The 17,380-nt window shown below is 62.0% G+C and carries 15 protein-coding genes; 4 read left to right on the forward strand and 11 right to left on the reverse strand.

Annotation, left to right across the window (positions count from 1 at the left end; translation table 11 throughout):
- Nucleotides 1-189: 189 nt before the first annotated feature.
- The gene (sucD, locus tag Q4G32_RS12180; protein ID WP_303351761.1) at nucleotides 190-1,107 is read right to left on the reverse strand and encodes a succinate--CoA ligase subunit alpha; all 918 of its coding nucleotides are present in this window, start codon (nucleotides 1,105-1,107) and stop codon (nucleotides 190-192) included.
- Nucleotides 1,108-1,148: 41 nt separating this feature from the next.
- Complete coding sequence (gene sucC, locus Q4G32_RS12185; protein ID WP_303351762.1) at nucleotides 1,149-2,318, reverse strand: ADP-forming succinate--CoA ligase subunit beta; 1,170 nt, start codon at nucleotides 2,316-2,318, stop codon at nucleotides 1,149-1,151.
- A gap of 254 nt (nucleotides 2,319-2,572) precedes the next feature.
- On the opposite strand from sucC, the gene Q4G32_RS12190 reads away from it, so the two are divergent.
- On the forward strand, nucleotides 2,573-3,394 hold the full coding sequence (locus tag Q4G32_RS12190) for a hypothetical protein (RefSeq protein ID WP_303351764.1): 822 nt from the start codon (nucleotides 2,573-2,575) through the stop codon (nucleotides 3,392-3,394).
- Nucleotides 3,395-3,397: 3 nt separating this feature from the next.
- Here Q4G32_RS12190 and pcrA read toward each other — a convergent pair whose 3' ends face one another.
- The gene (gene pcrA / locus Q4G32_RS12195; protein WP_303351765.1) at nucleotides 3,398-5,863 is read right to left on the reverse strand and encodes a DNA helicase PcrA; all 2,466 of its coding nucleotides are present in this window, start codon (nucleotides 5,861-5,863) and stop codon (nucleotides 3,398-3,400) included.
- 31 nt (nucleotides 5,864-5,894) lie between these two features.
- A complete protein-coding gene (locus Q4G32_RS12200; protein ID WP_303351766.1) occupies nucleotides 5,895-6,626 on the reverse strand; it encodes an integrase in 732 nt (243 codons plus the stop codon).
- A gap of 139 nt (nucleotides 6,627-6,765) precedes the next feature.
- Here Q4G32_RS12200 and Q4G32_RS12205 point away from each other — a divergent pair, with 139 nt between their 5' ends.
- On the forward strand, nucleotides 6,766-7,476 hold the full coding sequence (locus tag Q4G32_RS12205; protein ID WP_303351768.1) for a hypothetical protein: 711 nt from the start codon (nucleotides 6,766-6,768) through the stop codon (nucleotides 7,474-7,476).
- A gap of 34 nt (nucleotides 7,477-7,510) precedes the next feature.
- On the opposite strand, the gene Q4G32_RS12210 is transcribed toward Q4G32_RS12205, so the two are convergent.
- From Q4G32_RS12210 to Q4G32_RS12230, 5 genes are all read right to left on the reverse strand, one after another.
- Nucleotides 7,511-9,262 (reverse strand): HNH endonuclease signature motif containing protein, encoded by a 1,752-nt coding sequence (locus Q4G32_RS12210; protein WP_303351770.1) that lies wholly within the window; start codon nucleotides 9,260-9,262, stop codon nucleotides 7,511-7,513.
- 160 nt (nucleotides 9,263-9,422) lie between these two features.
- A complete protein-coding gene (locus Q4G32_RS12215; RefSeq protein WP_303351771.1) occupies nucleotides 9,423-11,231 on the reverse strand; it encodes an ABC transporter ATP-binding protein in 1,809 nt (602 codons plus the stop codon).
- The gene (locus Q4G32_RS12220) at nucleotides 11,228-12,094 is read right to left on the reverse strand and encodes an ABC transporter permease (protein ID WP_303351773.1); all 867 of its coding nucleotides are present in this window, start codon (nucleotides 12,092-12,094) and stop codon (nucleotides 11,228-11,230) included. Before Q4G32_RS12220 ends, Q4G32_RS12215 begins: the two co-directional genes overlap by 4 nt.
- Nucleotides 12,091-13,044: an ABC transporter permease gene (locus tag Q4G32_RS12225; protein ID WP_303351775.1), complete on the reverse strand. Its 954-nt coding sequence runs from the start codon at nucleotides 13,042-13,044 to the stop codon at nucleotides 12,091-12,093. Before Q4G32_RS12225 ends, Q4G32_RS12220 begins: the two co-directional genes overlap by 4 nt.
- Nucleotides 13,041-14,627: an ABC transporter substrate-binding protein gene (locus Q4G32_RS12230; RefSeq protein WP_303351776.1), complete on the reverse strand. Its 1,587-nt coding sequence runs from the start codon at nucleotides 14,625-14,627 to the stop codon at nucleotides 13,041-13,043. The genes Q4G32_RS12225 and Q4G32_RS12230 overlap by 4 nt, the downstream gene beginning before the upstream one ends.
- A 189-nt stretch (nucleotides 14,628-14,816) precedes the next feature.
- Here Q4G32_RS12230 and Q4G32_RS12235 point away from each other — a divergent pair, with 189 nt between their 5' ends.
- Nucleotides 14,817-15,323 carry a GNAT family N-acetyltransferase gene (locus tag Q4G32_RS12235; protein WP_303351778.1) on the forward strand — a complete coding sequence of 169 codons (507 nt, stop codon included), beginning with the start codon at nucleotides 14,817-14,819 and terminating at the stop codon, nucleotides 15,321-15,323.
- Nucleotides 15,324-15,692: 369 nt separating this feature from the next.
- Here Q4G32_RS12235 and Q4G32_RS12240 read toward each other — a convergent pair whose 3' ends face one another.
- On the reverse strand, nucleotides 15,693-15,944 hold the full coding sequence (locus tag Q4G32_RS12240) for a hypothetical protein (protein ID WP_303351780.1): 252 nt from the start codon (nucleotides 15,942-15,944) through the stop codon (nucleotides 15,693-15,695).
- Here Q4G32_RS12240 and Q4G32_RS12245 point away from each other — a divergent pair, their 5' ends adjacent.
- Nucleotides 15,945-16,229, forward strand: a complete 285-nt coding sequence (locus Q4G32_RS12245; RefSeq protein WP_303351782.1) for a hypothetical protein — start codon at nucleotides 15,945-15,947, stop codon at nucleotides 16,227-16,229.
- An 8-nt stretch (nucleotides 16,230-16,237) separates the two neighbouring features.
- Here the strand turns inward: Q4G32_RS12245 and Q4G32_RS12250 are convergent, their stop codons facing one another.
- Entirely contained in the window at nucleotides 16,238-17,347 is a 1,110-nt protein-coding gene (locus Q4G32_RS12250) for a hypothetical protein (protein ID WP_303351784.1), read from the reverse strand.
- Nucleotides 17,348-17,380: the final 33 nt, after the last annotated feature.

The raw sequence follows: 17,380 nt of genomic DNA on the forward strand, positions 1-17,380 counted from the left end.
GGGGTCGGATGGTCCTTACATTGGGGGACCCGTGGTGCAAGCCGTGCGCAGTTTGTTACCTCATCAGCGCTGATGAGGTATCAAACTGCGCACGGCTTGAACTCACACTCCCTACGACGACGGCGCCCCTCACCTTCCGCGCGGAAGGTGAGGGGCGGCGTCGTCGTGAGTGAGGTGTGGGCCAGTGGGTTACTTGCCGGCCATCAGTTCACGCATGAGCTCAGCGGTTTCGGTGGGGGTCTTGCCCACCTTCACACCGGCAGCCTCCAGGGCCTCCTTCTTGGCCTGCGCGGTCCCGGAGGAACCGGAGACAATGGCGCCGGCGTGGCCCATGGTCTTGCCCTCCGGTGCGGTGAAGCCAGCCACGTAACCGGCCACCGGCTTGGTCACGTTGGCCTTGATGTACTCGGCGGCACGCTCCTCAGCGTCACCACCGATCTCACCGATCATCACAATGCCCTCGGTCTCCGGGTCAGCCTCAAAGGCTTCCAGAGCATCAATGTGGGTGGTGCCGATCACGGGGTCGCCGCCGATTCCGATGGCGGTGGTGAAGCCCAGGTCACGCAGCTCGAACATCATCTGGTAAGTCAGGGTGCCGGACTTGGAGACCAGGCCCAGTTTGCCCTTGCCTGTGATGTTGGCCGGGGTGATGCCCAGCAGGGACTCCTCCGGGGAGATGATGCCGGGGCAGTTGGGGCCGATGATGCGGGTAGTCGGCTTGCCATCGGCACCGGTCTTGGCCTTGGAGTAGGCCCAGAACTCGGCGGAGTCCTGTACCGGGATGCCTTCGGTGATCACAACCACCAGCGGGACCTCGGCATCAATGGCTTCGATCACGGCGTCCTTGCAGAACTTGGGCGGAACGAACACGATCGAGGCATTCGCACCGGTGGCCTCAACGGCTTCGGTCACGGAGCCGAACACGGGCAGTTCAACGTCGTTGCCGTCCTGGTCCTTGTGCGCCACGGTGGTGCCGGCCTTACGGGCGTTGACGCCACCCAGCACATTGGTGCCGGCTGCGAGCATCCGGGCGGTGTGCTTGGTTCCCTCGCCGCCGGTGATGCCCTGAACGATGACCTTGGAGTCCTTGTTCAAAAAGATGGACATGAGTGTTTCCTCTACTTTGTCTTGTGTGAGTCCGGCGGGGATCAGTTGGCGGCGGCAGCCAGTTCGGCTGCCTTGTCCGCGCCACCGTCCATGGTGTCCACGGAGGTGACCAGCGGGTGGTTGGCCTGCTCCAAGATCTGGCGGCCTTCCTCCACGTTGTTGCCGTCCAGGCGCACCACCAGGGGCTTGGTGGCGGAGTCGCCCAGGATCTCCAGAGCCTTCACAATGCCGTTGGCCACCGCGTCACAGGCGGTGATGCCGCCGAACACGTTGACAAAAACGGACTTGACGTCCTCATCACCCAGGATCACGTCCAGACCATCGGCCATGACCTCAGCCGAGGCACCGCCGCCAATGTCCAGGAAGTTGGCGGGCTTGACGCCGCCGTGGGCCTCACCGGCGTAAGCCACCACATCCAGGGTGGACATCACAAGACCGGCGCCGTTGCCGATGATGCCAACCTGACCGTCCAGCTTGACGTAGTTGAGGTCCTTTTCCTTGGCCTTGGCCTCCAGCGGGTTCTCCGCAGCCTTGTCCACCAGACCCGCGTGATCGGGCTGGCGGAAGTCGGCGTTCTCATCCAGGGAGACCTTGCCGTCCAACGCCAGGATCTGACCGTCTCCGGTCTTGACCAGCGGGTTGACCTCCACCAGGGTGGCGTCTTCCTTGGTGTAGACCTCGCCCAGCTTGACCAGGACGGGGACAACCTTCTCGGCCGTCTCGGAATCGAACTTGGCCTCGGTGACGATCTGGCGGGCCTTTTCTTCGGTGATGCCCTCATTCGGGTCCACCTCAACGCGGGCCAGCGCCTCCGGGCGCTCCACGGCCAGCTGCTCGATCTCCATGCCGCCTTCCACCGAGCACATGGCCAGATAGGAACGGTTGGCACGGTCCAGCAGCAGGGAGAAGTAGTACTCCTCGGCAATGTCTGCACCCTGGGCGATCATCACGCGGTGCACGGTGTGGCCTTTGATGTCCATACCCAGGATCTGCTGTGCGTATTCGTACGCTTCATCAGCGGTCTTGGCGACCTTCACGCCGCCGGCCTTACCGCGGCCGCCCACCTTGACCTGTGCCTTGACGACCGTGACGCCGCCAATCTTCTCTGCGGCTTCCTTGGCTTCTTCTGCGGTGGTGGCCACGTATCCCTGCAGCACGGGAACCCCGTGCTTCTCGAAGAGATCGCGCGCCTGGTATTCAAACAGGTCCACGGGTGAGAGTCCTTCTTCGTCGAAGTTTGTTGGCCGCTGCGCTACCCGGCAGCGGCCGTGTTCTCAAGGGTGCAGTGACAGCCGACTTCCCCGGCCGTCACTTCAGGTGACACTTCAGGGCATCACAAACGCACTCCTCGATAGCCAACCTTAACGGACTATTGGCCACAACCGGGGCTCGCCCACATCAGCTGCAGCCGACATGACAGCACACTGGTGAGACGCATGGGCCAAAACTTGGTTGACTGTCCCTTATGCAACCAGCGGAGCAGCACGCACACCCCACCCCGGAACGGGGCCGGGATGGCATCAATGCTCCCCGGGGCCGCACCGCGGGTAGGCGAAACGCTGCTCCCCGACGACGACGCCAGGCCTCCTCCGCCCGACTGTTTCTGGCCCTGCTGGGTTGCGCAGTGCTGGCCGCCATCCAACTTCCCGTCGCGGGAGTTCCCGATGTCCTGGATCCCCCCGGACGTCTGTGGAGCCTGTGGCCGCAGACCATCACGTGGGTGGTACTGGGTGGCATCTGGTTGGCTGGCGCGCGCAGTATCTATCGGGCACTGGAACGGGCCACCCACCGGGCTGAGGTGTTTGAGGGAGCCAGCCCACCGCCGTCGTTGATGGAGGACCACCGGCACGTGGCTGCGGCCCTGTGGTTTGGTGTTGCCGCGGTGCTGTGCGCTGTGATTCTTCCGCCCATGCTGGTGGGGCAGTGGACGCTTCAACCGGTCCAAATGTGGCAGGGACTCTACGGAACCTATGGGATGACAGGCATTGTGGCCGCGGTGGGACTTTTGGCCTATCACTGCGGATTTGCCGTACTGACAGCACTGGCTTTGGCCACCACCCAGTCCGCGGCGGAGTCTTTGACGTCCTCCCAGGTGCTGAGCAAGATTCCCGTGGGTGGCCTGCTGGTAGGTCTGGTGGCTGCCGCCTACCAGAGTGTGACCGGTGGATGGCCGCTGTTTGTGACCACCCTGATTTCTTTCCTCCTGGTGGGTGCGGTGCACCTGCTCACCGGGCGACGTCTGCGGTGGACAGCCCCCGCCACAGCTCTGGTGTTGGTGTTCCTGTAAGGATCAGTCCGCCACCTTGGACAACGGTGCCGAGCGCACCAGCAGCCGTTTTTCCTCTGCACCGGCCCCGGAGCCAAAGCGGACCTTGGCAATCACTTTGTCCCCTGAGCCTTCCAACTGGATGACCGTGCCACGGCCAAAAGTTTTGTGATCCACCTGCTCCCCCACCGTCAGGGCAAGCACTTCACGCTCAGGTTCAATACGGCCGGCCTTTTGCCTGCCACCGGCACCCATCCGCTGGAATCCCCCGGCAGCCCCACTGGCGGCACCGGCGCCCCACCAGGAGCCGGACTCGCCACCACGGCGTCCACCGCCGCCGTACGTTCCAGAGCCACCAAAAGCACCTGCCCCGTAGGATGCCGAACCCCACCCACCGGGTGCGGAAGAGCCCTCACGTTCCCAGTGCACCAGTGGGCTGGGAATCTCCTCCAGGAATGGACTGGGCGGGTTGTACTGGGACTGTCCCCACTGCTGGCGCATCTCTGCACGGGTCAGATACAGCCGTTGCCGAGCACGGGTGATCCCCACGTAGGCAAGCCGCCGTTCTTCCTGCATCTCCTTGTCATCGGTCATGGAGCGTTGGTGGGGGAAGATCCCGTGCTCCATGCCGGTCAGGAACACCACGGGAAATTCCAGGCCCTTGGCGGTGTGGAGCGTCATCAAGGTGACCATGCCCGCGTTCTCCGGGTCCTGAGACGGGTCCGGAATTTGATCCGCGTCTGCCACCAGTGCCACGTGTTCCAGGAACTCCGGCAGACCGGCATTGGGATTTTCACGTTCGTATTCGCGGACCACGGCCACCAATTCGGCCAGGTTTTCCACGCGCGATTCATCCTGCGGATCATCCGAGGTGCGCAGTGCCTCCAGGTAGCCGGTCTGCTCCAAGACGGCTTCCAAGACCGCCGCCGGGCGGTTGCCCTCCGCCACCGTGGTGAGGTCATCCACCAGCTGAACAAAACCCTTGACCGCGTTCACCGAACGTGTTGCCATGCCCGGAGCCTCATCAGCGCGACGCAGTGCCGCCATGAAGGAAATCCGTTCACGGTCTGCCAGCGCGCTGACAGCACCCTGCGCGCGGTCCCCAATTCCCCGTTTGGGTTCATTGAGAATGCGGCGCACCGTGACTTCATCATCCGGGTTGATCAGGGTCCGCAGGTAGGCCAGGGCATCCTTGATTTCCTTGCGCTCATAAAACCTGGTGCCACCCACCACGCGGTAGGGCAGGCCCACGCGCATCAAGATTTCCTCCAGGGAACGTGACTGCGCGTTGGTGCGGTAGAACACCGCAATGTCACCCGGCTTCACCTGGTGTTCGTCCTGGAGTCGGTCAATCTCCTCCACAATCCAGCGAGCTTCTTCATGGGCGGATTCTGCCGCGTAACCCACAATCTGGGCACCGTCCCCGGAAGAAGTCCACAGACGCTTGTCCTGACGCCCGGAGTTCTTGGCTATCACGGCGTTGGCCGCAGTCAGAATGGTTTGGGTGGAGCGGTAGTTCTGCTCCAGCAGCACCGTGCGGGCATTGGGATAGTCCTTCTCAAAATCCACGATGTTGCGGATGTCCGCCCCGCGGAAGGCATAAATGGACTGATCGGAGTCACCCACCACGGTGAGCTCTCCCGGTGCCGACGCAGCTGTGCCGTGATCCTCAGCGGTAGCGCCACCCACAATCTCCTTGACCAGTGCGTACTGGGCGTGGTTGGTGTCCTGGTATTCGTCAATCAGCACATGGCGGTAGCGGCGACGGTAGTACTGGGCGATTCCGGGGAAGGCCCGGAGCATGTGGACGGTCTGGGCAATGAGGTCATCAAAATCAAGGGCGTTGGCGGCCCGCAAGCGTTCCGTGTACCCGCGGTACACCGCAGCCACAGCGGACTCCCACGGGTCCGTGCCGGAGGCTCGGTTCAGATACGTTTCATCATCAATGAGCTCATTCTTCAACCCTGAGATGGCGTGCTGAATGGCCTTGGGGGCAAACCTTTTGGGGTCTAACTCCTGCTGTTTGGCAACAGCTGTGATCACGCGCAAGGAGTCAGCCGAGTCATAGATGGAGAACGTGGATTTCAGCCCGATGGAGGTGGCTTCCCGCCGCAGAACCCGCACGCAGAACGAGTGGAAGGTGGAGATGCTCATGGACTTTGCTTGTGAACCAACCAGCTCCACCACGCGTTCGCGCATTTCCGCCGCAGCTTTGTTGGTGAAGGTGATCGCCAGGATTTCCCCGGGGTGAGCGCGGCCCGTTGCCAGCAGGTAGGCAATGCGGTGGGTGAGCACACGGGTTTTGCCGGAGCCTGCACCAGCCACGATCAGCAGCGGTGACCCCGCGTGCTCAACCGCCTGACGCTGGGGTTCGTTGAGTCCTTCCAGCAAAGCGGCTGGATCTGCGGACACGGTTGATGGACCGGTCTGATCCATTCGAGGGGATGCAGCGGCCACTGAAAGCAGGGGGTTGTCCGTGAGGAAATCCATGATCCCCGCAGTTTACGTGGGCCCGCAGACATCACACGGGGGCCACCTCCACGTGATGGCGTCCGTTGTCATCCACCGCCCACAACTCGCCGTCGGCCACTTCCACCAGGTAGGGACGTTCCAGGCGGATTCCGTCCTCAAAGTCGATCTGGTCCTCCGTGAGCTCTGGGCCCCCCGCCACGGTGCGCACCTCCATGGATTCCTGGTCCAGCACCCTGATGGCTTGATTTCCCGTATCTGCAATCACCACGGAGCCGTCGTAGAGAATGTTGACCGATTCCGGTGCCAGTAACTTGGCGTGTTCCGCCTCCCCGTCCTGGAACCCTGAACCGTGCTTGCCGATCACCGTGACCACGTGAGGATCGCCGTCGACCTTGTCTGTGTCAAAAGTGAGGTAACGCAGGGAAGAGGAATCCCGGTCCACCAGCCAAACGCGGCCGTTGGAATCCTCCACGGTCCCGCAGGTCCCCGCGAACTTGGCGTGGGCAACCTTGCCGTCCCGCCGTCCCGATTCTCCGGTTCCGGCGAACTCCACCAGTGCGTTGGTGTAGGCATCCCACCGGAAGAGTTGGTTGCGTTCCGGAACTGCCACCACGGCTGCCAAGAGTTTGTGTGACCAGGTGACATCCGAAATCTGCGCACCGTGCAAGACGGACAAGTCAATGTGACGGCGGACGGTCTTCCAATCGTCTTCGTACAGGGTGAGTTCCCCCTGGGAGAGCCGCAGAAGCAGTCCCTCCGGGAGGCCGATCGACAACTCCACGGTGCACCTCCAAAGCATCACGTGCGAGCCCCGTTGCTCGCCCGGTCCCGCCCGGCAGAGTCCCGTTCGGGATGTGACCCAGCTTACTCGGTTGCGTCTTGGGCGCCCCGTCACCTGGCCGACCACCCATAATGGAGCCATGGGTTTGACGCGTGCGCAGAAGATCAAAAAATACGGGGTGAAGGCCGGTGAGGCACCGGTCGGCAGCCGCGATCTGCGGAGTGCCCCGAGCCCCGCTGCGTCCCCACGCAGCACGGAGCTCCCCGCTCCCGAACCCACCAAGACCAAACGCCAACCCGGGATCCTGATTGCCGTGATCATGATCATTGGGGCCCTGCTCATGTTCTACGTCAACGTCCTGATCCTGCCCGAGTTCGCAGCTTTGGTGGCAGATGGCCACGGCGTCCCGGAGCTTCAGGTCACCGGATACAGCCAGGAATGGATGGCGGAATTCGCCCGGATCATTGGCGACGACGGCGCCCAGCTCTACGCCTCCGTCCACTGGACCACAGGCCTGCTGGCACCGCTGGTCATGGCCGTGGGGTGGGGCCTGTTCCTGGTGATCTATGCCAAGCGCGGCTATGAGCGCATCAGTGGGTTGGTGGCCACGGGACTGTTCCTGGCTGTGAGCCTGGTGGGGAGTGCCGTGGTGGATGCCGCCGTGGCCACTCCCACCAACGCAGCCCTGGTGGCGTTGTCTTCCGTGCTGATCTCCACCCGGTGGGTGTTGCTGGTGGTGCTCATGTTCGTGACCTTTGGGATCTTCCTCCGCAAGATGCGCGAGCGCCTGCAGAACTTTGATCCTGTGGCTGCCAATCAGGAACGCAAGCGGAAGTTCGGACGTAGGTGAGCCGCCGACACCAGCCATGATTCGCCGCGCAGTCTCAGAAGGGCGGGGGATCATCCTGGCTTGGTGGCTCCGCGCACGGTTCATGGTCACCGTTGCCTGCGCCCACCAGCCATCGAGTGGTGGCAGGAGTTGGCGATCCTGGAACAGTTCGGCGCACCACCCCCGTTGGCGATTTCCACTCCAGCACACCCGTCCCCGGTGGAGCAGCTGAATCAACTACTGCGTGAACTATCCAGGTACCGAGTGCTGCGTCTGGGTCGTGTTTGATGCGGTGATGGTGCCTGCACAAATGGCCCAGATTCTGGAGATCCGTGGTGCCACCGTTCTCCCAAGCAACTGTGTGGTCAAGGTCGCAGTTGGTGGCCTGGCGCCGGCACCCCGGGAATCTGCAGGTTTCATCCCGAACAGCCAGCAGACTGCGCAAGCCGGCAGGCACACGATAGGTGGACCGCCCGTATTCTGTGACCACCCCTGAGTCCGGGTGGGTCAGCAATCGCCGCCAAGATCCAGCACCAGCCGCGATCCGCAACGCATCCACCGTAGAAATGGGCCCGTATCCCACAAGGTTTGCTGCGCTCTGACCATCCGGGACATCGGCTGTGATTGATGCCCGGGACATGATTACCTCATCACGCCTCTTAGAGCCCCCGCACGCCGGGGCAACAGGTGCCGGATGGTCAGCCAGGTCGCCGTATGCGGGGTCCGCTGCCGCAGAACCAACGGCAGCGGACAAGGCAGGTGCAAGTTGAGGATCGTGAGCAACCAGTTCTATGGCGGGCACGGTGATCGAAACTTGCCCCCTGATACCTCGCGGAATCCGGGACCCTTCAGGAAGTTCGCCATCCATCAGGAGGTCACCCAAGACTTCGGCTCGCTTTTCACCAGTGCATCTTTGGGGATCATCCAGGGTTTGGGCCAGAGCATTGACACGCGAGACCACTGCGGTGGCGGTGGCGGCATCCAGAACTGCTGTGAGCCTGGCCAGGCCATCATCCTCCGGGGACATCCAGACATCCCGCTGTTTAAGGGCCACGGCACACGCCCGCTGATGGGCCGCAGCCCCCATGCGTGCACGACGCCGCCGCGCAAACGCCCCCAACTGACTCGCTGTCACGTGTGGCGCACGGACGATCATCTCCTTGACCAGTTTTGCTGCCTTGGTTTCAACCTCTACCTCCGTGCAGTCCATGGGCAATTCTCCGCCGACCAGGACAGCCTGTTGCATCAACTGATCATGGCGCTCGGTGGTGGGCACCTGCTCCACCAATGCGCGCCACTCTTTCAGGACCAAACTGGCCTTGGACCACGTGATCTCCCCACGTTCCAAGCCCGTCAACACATCCGGAAGGTCTCCAGCGAGCACCAGCGCTTGTTCAACCAGTGCGCGGGCGGTGCCTGCCGGAAGCATCAGGGCAACACCAACCTCTGCAGCAACATCACGGAGCACACTCTTCTGAGAGCTTTCGGCCAAAGCTGAGGCAACATGAGCGGAATGTACGCGCGACGATTCCCCCAATGTCCACGGAGTTGTTTTCAACATCAATTCACGGGCCTGCGCACCGCGAGATTTCAGAGCGACGGCATAGAGACGCGCAACATTGCGCAGTAAAAATCCACGGGCAGCTGATTCCGCTTCAGCATTCCGTTGAATTTCCCCTACGATCCCTGCCGCCGTAACCCCTTCCAAGAAGGTCAGGTCATGGGTTTCACTCGGCATGTCAGCAGAGGCGCGAGCCGCACGTTGTGCAGCTTCCTCACCGAACTCTCCACTGATTTGACCGTCCATGACTTCAGACTTTCATGGGGGTCAGACAACACAAGCTCGTTTTGCGGCCTAAATGGCAGTCCTCGTGAGAATATTTTTCTCACGAATGGATAACTTGATGAGATCTAATACGACTCAAGCAACCCATGGCACCCAACGGCACCGACCCCGTTCAAAGCGCTCACAACGTGGGAACGTCCGCCAACAACCTTTGGGTGTACTCGTGGGTGGGGGCCTCCAAGACCTGATCCACCGGCCCGGAGTCCACGATCACTCCTTGATTCAGCACCAGGATGTGATCCGCAATGTGCCGCGCCAGCGTGATGTTGTGCGTGACGAACAACAACGCCAGACCGCGTTCCTCCCGCAACTGATTCAGCAGCGCCACAATGGATGCCTGCACGGAAACATCCAACGCTGAGGTGATTTCATCACAGACCAGCACGTCAGGTGCGTTGACCAGTGCACGGGCCACGGCAGCACGCTGGCGTTCACCACCGGAGAGATCCCCCGGCCGACGATCATAAAAACTGCGACCCAGCCGCACCGCGTCCAGTGCCTCCTCCACCGCACCACGCCGCTCCCGCGCGGGCAGTTTGCCACTCATCTCCAGCGGCACGGTCAGGGACTGCCCAATGCTGCGGCGCGGATTCAGGGATGAGTACGGGGACTGGAACACATACTGCACGGCCTGGCGCTGATCATTGGTGCGCTTACGGGTGGAGGCAGCCAACTCATGGCCCCGCAAGGCAACACTGCCCTGGTAGTCCTCAATCAAACCGGCCACGCACCGTGACAGTGTGGTTTTACCGGACCCGGATTCTCCCAGCACCATGGTTGACTGCCCAGGTTCCAGCGTGAAATTCACACCTTGCAAAATGGTGTTCTGCCCGTAGGACTTCTTCAGGTCCGTGACGCGCAGCAGCGGTGACGGAGCACCACCTCCCACAGACGACGACGGCGACTCACCCGCCACCGTCCCGGACAGCTGGGCGCCACGCGCAGTGTCCAGCTGTGGGTCTACCCCGTCCACCACGGGCATCTGCCCGGTGTGCGCAAGCTGTTTGCGGCCCGCCAGGTCTGGCACGGCGTCCAACAGCTTCCGGGTGTAGGGGTGTTGGGGCTGAGTCAGGACTGCCTGCACGGAGCCTTCCTCCACCACGTCACCGCGCAACATCACAGCCACCCGGTCCGCCAGTTCCGCCACCACTGCAAGATCGTGAGTGATGTAGAGGCTGGCCACGTCATGCTGACTGGTCATGGCACGGATGGTCTCCAGCACGTGGGATTGAGTGGACACGTCCAAACCGGTGGTGGGCTCGTCCAGGATCAGCACCTCCGGAGTCATGGCAAAAGCCATGGCAATGCCGATCCGTTGCTGCTGACCTCCGGAAAGCTCATGGGGCCACCGCCGCTGGTAGGCCGCCGTGCTCGGCAGTCCAACGTCCTCCAGCACTTGGCTCACCCGGTGAGCGCGGTCTGCAGAGGACGCCCCAAAGCCGTGGATGTCCAAGACTTCCCGGATCTGCTCGCCCACCCTCATGGCCGGATTCAAACTCAACGCAGGATCCTGCGGAATGTAGGCCACGCGGGTTCCCCGTAGGGCACGCAGTTGCTCCTGCCCCAGGGCGGTGATCTCAATCTCCGACATCGCATCCGCTGCTGCATGACGCTGCTTGGAGTCTTCATCCGCTCGGGGTGTGGCAGAGGCAGCCAGTTCCTGGGCTCGGTCCGTCAGCACCGTGATCTTTCCGGAGGTGTAGCGCAGCCCAGCCCGGAAATGTCCCAGACAGGCCAATCCAGCAGTGGTTTTGCCCGATCCGGACTCCCCCACCAGCCCCAGGATTTCTCCGCGGCGCAGTTGCAGATTCACGCCATGCAAGATTTCTGTCCCACCTACGGTGGCCACCCGCAAGTCATCCATGCGTAGGGCAAGGTGGGGCGTCGTCGTCGTGGCCCAGGGTGCGGAGGTAGCGGCGGCGGGGCTCATGCGGACTCCACGGTGGTTGATGCGGTGGCTCTGGCAATGGCATCTGCCAGGAGGTTGGTGCCCACCGTCAAAATGGCTATGGCGATCACCGGCAACAGCACACCCCAGGGCTGGATGCTCAGGGCAATGCGGTTTTCGTTGATCATCAGACCCCAGTCCGCGGTGGGCGGCTGCATGCCCAATCCCAGGAAGGACAGGGAGGCAATGGCCCCAATGGAATACGTCAGGCGCAGGCCGGCCTCCACACTGAGGGGACCGGTGATGTTGGGGAAAATTTCGCGCGCCAGAATACGGGTTCGCGGCACTGCATACATTTCAGCGGCCCGGACGTAATCCTCGTTGACCACACCCAGCGTGGCCGCTCGGGCCACCCGGGCAATGCGCGGGGCGTGAGTCAGCCCGATCACTGTGACCAGAACCCACCCGGCAGGGCCCAACACCACAATGGCCAGCAGGGCCAACACCAGCTGCGGGAAGGCCAAGACGACGTCGTTGAGGCGCATGAGCACGGAATCCGTCTTGCCACCGGCGTATCCGGCGATCATCCCCACAATGCAACCGACCACCATGCCAAGGGCTGTGGCCAGCAGCGAGTAGGCCAACAGGAGCAGGCCACCGGCCAGGAAGCGGGAGGCCACGGAACGGCCCAGGTTGTCCGTGCCGAACAACCCCTCGGCTTGGAACGGCCGCCCCACAAACTCCGTGGGGCCATACCCGGTGATCACCGGTGCCAGCAGCGGTCCACACAGGGCCAGCAGTACGATCACGGCGGTGAGAACCGCGCCCACCTTGCCCTGTTTCTGAGCCCACACGCGGCGCAGCAAAGAGGAAGGGCGGGTGACGGTGGCTTGCGTGCTGCTCATGCCGCGCTCCTGAGCTTGGGGTTGGCCAGAATGCCCACGATGTCCGCCAGCAGATTCACCACAACGTAGACCGCCGCAATGATGATGGAGATGGCCTGCACCACCTGCACGTCCCGGTAGGTCACGGCGTCAATGAGTGCCTGACCAATGCCCGGATAGCGGAACAGGTACTCCACCACAACGACGCCGCCGGCCAACCACGCCAGCTGAATGGCCACCACTTGGGCCACCGGACCGATGGCGTGCGGTAATGCGTGACGCAGAATCACCCGGCGTTCGGGCACACCTTTCAATCTGGCCATTTCAACAAATCCTGAATCCATCACCTCCGCCATGGTGGCCCGCATCATGCGGATGATGTACGGGATCACCACGAGCGCCAGGGTCACGGTGGGCAGGATCAGTTGGGTTGGCAGTTGCCACACCTGCTGCCCAGGTGGGCTCATGGTCACGGCCGGCAGAATGCGGAACGCGGAGGTGGCGAACAGCGTGACCAGGGCAATGCCGATCACGAACTCCGGCAGTGCAGCCAGTGCCAAGGTGGTCCAGGTGACGGCTTGATCGGCACGTTTTCCGCGATGCAAGGCAGAGAAGATTCCGATGGCAAGGCCCACCGGCACCGCAACCAAGGCCGCGCAGATCATGAGCACCAGGGACGCACTCAAGCGATCCCCCAGCAATTCCGCCACCGGTCCGCCCGTGGACGTGGACGTCCCAAAGTTTCCGGTGAACAAACCGCCCAGCCACAGGAAGTACCGTTCCACCGGGGAGCGGTCCAGGTTCATCTCCGCCTGGAGGGCCGCAATACGTTCCTCAGTGGCCTGCTGGCCCAGGATGGCCCGCGCGGGATCACCGGGCAGTAGCAAGGTGGCGGCAAAAACCACCACAGATACGGCCAACAGGATGAACACACTGACCAGAAGGCGTTTGAGAACCAGTTTGGCAATCATAACACTTCCCCCAACCACACCCGGCGGAACGTGTAGCCGGACAGCGGCAGCCCCGTGGAGTTCTCTTCAAGTCCCAGGACATAGCGCTGGTAGGCATCCACCTGGTTGGCAAAACCCCAAATGATGTACCCGCCACGGTCGTAGAGCATTTCCTGTGCCTGTTGAATAAAATCCCCCCGGAGGTCGGCATCCAGTTCCTCCTGGGCCTGATCGACCAGAGCGGTGAACTCCTCATCCACCCAGGCGGTTTCATTGAATGGCGCATCTGCCGTGGCGCAGTTGCGGGCCTGCGGGATGAAGTTGCGGGTGTACCAGAAACTCTGGGCAAAGCTCCACTGCAGATACTGTTCGCCAAAGAAGGTGGTGGTGTCCACCCTGCGGATATTCACCGTGATCCCGGCTTCCCTGGCCTGTTCGGCAAACACCTGTGCCGCTTCCACCACACCGGACTGGATGGGTGCGGTGACCAGTTCCACCGTCAGACCGTCCGGGTGGCCTGCCTGAGCCAGCAGTTCCTTGGCTTGAGCAATGTCCTGCTCCCGCTGCGAAAGCTCCTGCGGGTAGAACGGATCAAACGGAGAAAACATGTCATTTCCCAGTTCCCCGTTGCCGGAAAGCACCTGCTCGATCATCTGCTCACGGTCCACGGCAAGGCGAAAGGCTTGGCGCACCCGAACGTCGTCGAACGGCGCCACGTCAACGCGCATGGTGAACGGCAGCCACATTCCCGTTGGGGAGTTCAGCACCGCCATGCGTTCATCCGAGTTCAGAACGTCCACCAAGGACAGCGGGATCTGGCCCACGCAATCCACCTGGCTGGAGAGCAGCGCGTTGATGAGAGCATCCGTGTCATTGAAGTTCAACAGCTCCACTTCATCCAGATGAGGCGACTGGCCCCAGTAGTGCGGGTTGCGTTCCAGCGCCGTGGATAGCCCCGCTGTGAAACTCTTGAGCTTGAACGGGCCGGCGCCGATCGGGTTGGCCGGGTCATAACCCCGGGGCACCACACCCATGGAGTACTGGGCCAAGGAGTCATCCAAGATGGCATTCGGCGCGCTCAGGTAAATCCTGACGGTCCGGTCATCCACCGCTTCCGCCCGGTCAAAGGTGGAGAGGTTGGAGGCATTCGTCTTGGGGTCCGCCGGATCTGTGACCCGCTCGAAGGTGAACACCACGTCATCTGCCGTCAGATCAGAGCCGTCGGAGAACTTCAGATTTTCGCGCAGACGGAGGGTCCACACAGCGCCGTCGTCGTCGGGCTCCAGGGACTCGGCCAAGCGGTAGGCGATCTGGTAATCGTCGTCGCGCTCCACCAGAGGTTCGTAGAGGTTGATCACGCGCGCTGCGTCACCGGAGTTGACGGGGATGTGGGCGTCCAAGGTGTCAGCGGAGGAGCCGCCGGTCAGCCCCACGCGCAGGGAACCACCGGTGGTGGGCGGGGCGCTGGTGTCGACGTCGAACCCCGCCGTGGTGGAGCAGGCGGTCAGTGCACTCAGTGTGCCCAAGCCCATGACGCTTGCCAGCACCCGCCGTCTGGGAATTGGAGACCTCCCCCACGGCTGCAGTCCAGATCTGTCAGTCATGGAAGGTCCTTCCGAGAACATTTAGTTTCATTGCCGCTCCAGCCTCTGCGGCCGGTGCAAGATAGTGACTCGCCCCAACCAGCGAGCGTCTTCATTGTGGCGTATCTAACAATGCTTAGGGGTTCAGGGCAAGCCACAAGGCGGTTCGTCGGTCACAATCCGGTCCGCCCAGACAGAAAGTGCTAGGCCATGGCGCAGCAACAGATTCAGGTTCGGCAAGAATCAGCGGAGGACGCCGACGCCGTGCGCACCGTTCTTTTGTCAGCTTTTCCCACCGCGGAGGAGGCTGATTTGGTGACGGCATTGCGTGCCGATGCCGCGTGGCTTCCGGAGTTCTCCCTGGTGGCAGAGGCTTCCGAGAGCGTCATCGGACATGTCCTGATGACCCGCTGCACCGTTGATGGCCAACCTGCACTGGCGCTGGCGCCCGTGAGCGTCTTGGAGAAGTTTCAGCGTCAGGGTGTGGGCACGCAGCTTGTGGAGGCTGTTCTGGAAGCAGCCCGGGCTGCCGGTGAAAACACCGTGGTGGTGGTCGGGCACCCGGAGTACTACCCCAGATTCGGCTTCCAGCGAGCCAGTGACCACGGCGTGACCGTTCCGGTTGATGCCCCGGATGACGCCGTCATGGTCCTGGCGCTGAGTGATGAACCGATCCCGGCAGGCATGGTCGGCTACGCGGAGGCCTTTGGGCTCTGAGCCGCGGCACAGTCATCACGTAGGAAGAGAAAGTGCTCCCCCACTAGACTCAAAGCAAACGTGCTGCAGCGGTTCGATCGGCTAGAAACGGTGCGGAACTATGCAAAGCTGGGTATCCGCGACGGCGCCACGTCCCCGCGGGAGGACGACTCAGAGGTCGTCACAGAGCCAAACAGACCGCCTGGAACGCCTCCCACGCCGAAGAACTAGATGCTATTAGAACCGCGGAGCCCAGCGGTGAGAACGTCCGCTCCATCGCCGAGCGGTTCGACAAGCACCGGAGCACTGTGTGGCGCTACACAAAAGGTATTTGATAGACGGAGCACCCGAGCCACGCCGGACGGGTACGGACGGCCTGCGACTTATGTACTACTCACGGGAGGGGTACTGCGGGGAGTTGTCCTCTGCGATGTCCTGCTCTTCACGCTTGAACGCATCCCAGAGGAGATTCGCGACGATTACGAGAGAAAGCGCAACGTAAGCAAACGCACCAGCGCTAGCTCCACTCAGTACCCAGCAGATGACCCTCATGTACAGCCGTGAGGAGGCCGTCACCTCAACGTTTGCAAGCACGAAAACAGCAGCAGTAACGATCACTGACATGACCAAGGAGACGAGCACATGAGCACCTGCCTCATTGAGAGCGCGAACTTTTACGCGTTCAACCTCTCGGTTCCGGTGGAGGATGCGTTCGCGCCAGGAGACTATCTGAGCGAACGCTCCGATCAGCGCCGCAGAGAGCAGCGCAGCCCCTGCGAGAAGCTGGTCCGCGTGCTTCAGTTCTACCTGAAAAACGATCATCCCAACGAGAACGACCCCAGGAATCCCGAAGAGCAAGATTCGCGACCACACATCGCTTGTCTCGCTACCGACGTCCGCGCGACGCATGCGCAAGCCATCGAGTAGTCCGTTGATCAGCGGTCTGGGATCAAAACGCGCAGACACTCTTCAACCTCATCCGGATCGATCGGATTGAGATGGAGTCCATCCTGCATAGCGATCGTGTGCAGTCGTGCTGCAACCTGCTCGTAGTAGAACTTAATGCCAGGTGATCCATCTGAAACTGGGTAGGTGAACACGTCCCGCAGGGTGTCAACTGCGATCGTTGTAGTCTCGTTGGAAGCACTTCGGATGCTGAGCGACACCTCGTCATAGCGATCTCCTTCGTGCTCGTCTAGAAGGTTCTCCGACTCAAGCAAAGCAGAGACCTCCGACACTCCCTCTTTAGTGCTCGTAGCGTCTCCGCGCCTCTTGCGCCCCATCCAAGTGCGCCCAACCTGCGGTGCGATCTCGCGTTGCTTGTCGTCTACAAGACTGATCTTGAGTGTCCTGCCGACGCGGTCGGGCTCCCCTCCGCGGTTCGATCCAAGCCTGCTCGTGAACGTGGCTGACGCAGACTTTGCGCCCTGAAGAATCTCGTCAAGGAATGCGTTGTCAGAGGCCTGGTTCGCATCGAACAAGAGACGAGACTCTGGCCGCCTCGTTGGCAGTGGGTGGCGTGCAGTCTTGGCTGCTTCACGAAGGACCTCCTGAGCAACACGGCGCTCATTTTTCCATACGATGCCCTCTTGAGTGAGCATCGACAGGAACCTCCGGAGTCCATCGCGTCGGTGCGCGGTTTGGGCCACGATGACAAAGCGGTTTGCGGTCTGTGGCGAGAACACAAGTGTGATCAGGTACGGCCGCTCTGCTGACCTGTCCGCGATGTTCATAGCCGGTTCGACCGGGTGCGTGGCGAAGCCGTGACTTCCGGTCTCTCCGGTCGCGATCTCGAGATGAATCACTTCCTGGTTGACGACGACCGGCGCTGACATCGTTGCAGTCTGAGTTGGTTTGTCCGGCTCGCCGTCCTTGGGCGCTCGCGGAGGGAACCGCATGGTGCCTTTGGCGTGCAATCGCTCGATTAGTTCCAACGTCTCGTTGCGAACACTAGAAGACGACGAACAGTCGAGTGGGGTCTGATCCTTCTTACGATTCGAGTACGCTTCGACGATGAAGACCCGGAAACCATAGGCGCGCGGCATAGCAGCATCATATCGAAACTCATAGACTTTCCG

The organism is Kocuria sp. (assembly GCF_030538595.1).
In the GTDB taxonomy this organism is placed as follows: Bacteria; Actinomycetota; Actinomycetes; order Actinomycetales; family Micrococcaceae; genus Kocuria.

Bases quoted from the DNA above. Each gene is read 5' to 3' on its own strand.
- sucD (WP_303351761.1), bottom strand. From the start codon at position 1,107: ATGTCCATCTTTTTGAACAAGGACTCCAAGGTCATCGTTCAGGGCATC.
- Q4G32_RS12190 (WP_303351764.1), top strand. From the start codon at position 2,573: ATGCAACCAGCGGAGCAGCACGCACACCCCACCCCGGAACGGGGCCGG.
- pcrA (WP_303351765.1), bottom strand. From the start codon at position 5,863: ATGGATTTCCTCACGGACAACCCCCTGCTTTCAGTGGCCGCTGCATCC.
- Q4G32_RS12205 (WP_303351768.1), top strand. From the start codon at position 6,766: ATGGGTTTGACGCGTGCGCAGAAGATCAAAAAATACGGGGTGAAGGCC.
- Q4G32_RS12210 (WP_303351770.1), bottom strand. From the start codon at position 9,262: ATGGACGGTCAAATCAGTGGAGAGTTCGGTGAGGAAGCTGCACAACGT.
- Q4G32_RS12215 (WP_303351771.1), bottom strand. From the start codon at position 11,231: ATGAGCCCCGCCGCCGCTACCTCCGCACCCTGGGCCACGACGACGACG.
- Q4G32_RS12220 (WP_303351773.1), bottom strand. From the start codon at position 12,094: ATGAGCAGCACGCAAGCCACCGTCACCCGCCCTTCCTCTTTGCTGCGC.
- Q4G32_RS12225 (WP_303351775.1), bottom strand. From the start codon at position 13,044: ATGATTGCCAAACTGGTTCTCAAACGCCTTCTGGTCAGTGTGTTCATC.
- Q4G32_RS12230 (WP_303351776.1), bottom strand. From the start codon at position 14,627: ATGACTGACAGATCTGGACTGCAGCCGTGGGGGAGGTCTCCAATTCCC.
- Q4G32_RS12235 (WP_303351778.1), top strand. From the start codon at position 14,817: ATGGCGCAGCAACAGATTCAGGTTCGGCAAGAATCAGCGGAGGACGCC.
- Q4G32_RS12245 (WP_303351782.1), top strand. From the start codon at position 15,945: ATGAGCACCTGCCTCATTGAGAGCGCGAACTTTTACGCGTTCAACCTC.
- Q4G32_RS12250 (WP_303351784.1), bottom strand. From the start codon at position 17,347: ATGCCGCGCGCCTATGGTTTCCGGGTCTTCATCGTCGAAGCGTACTCG.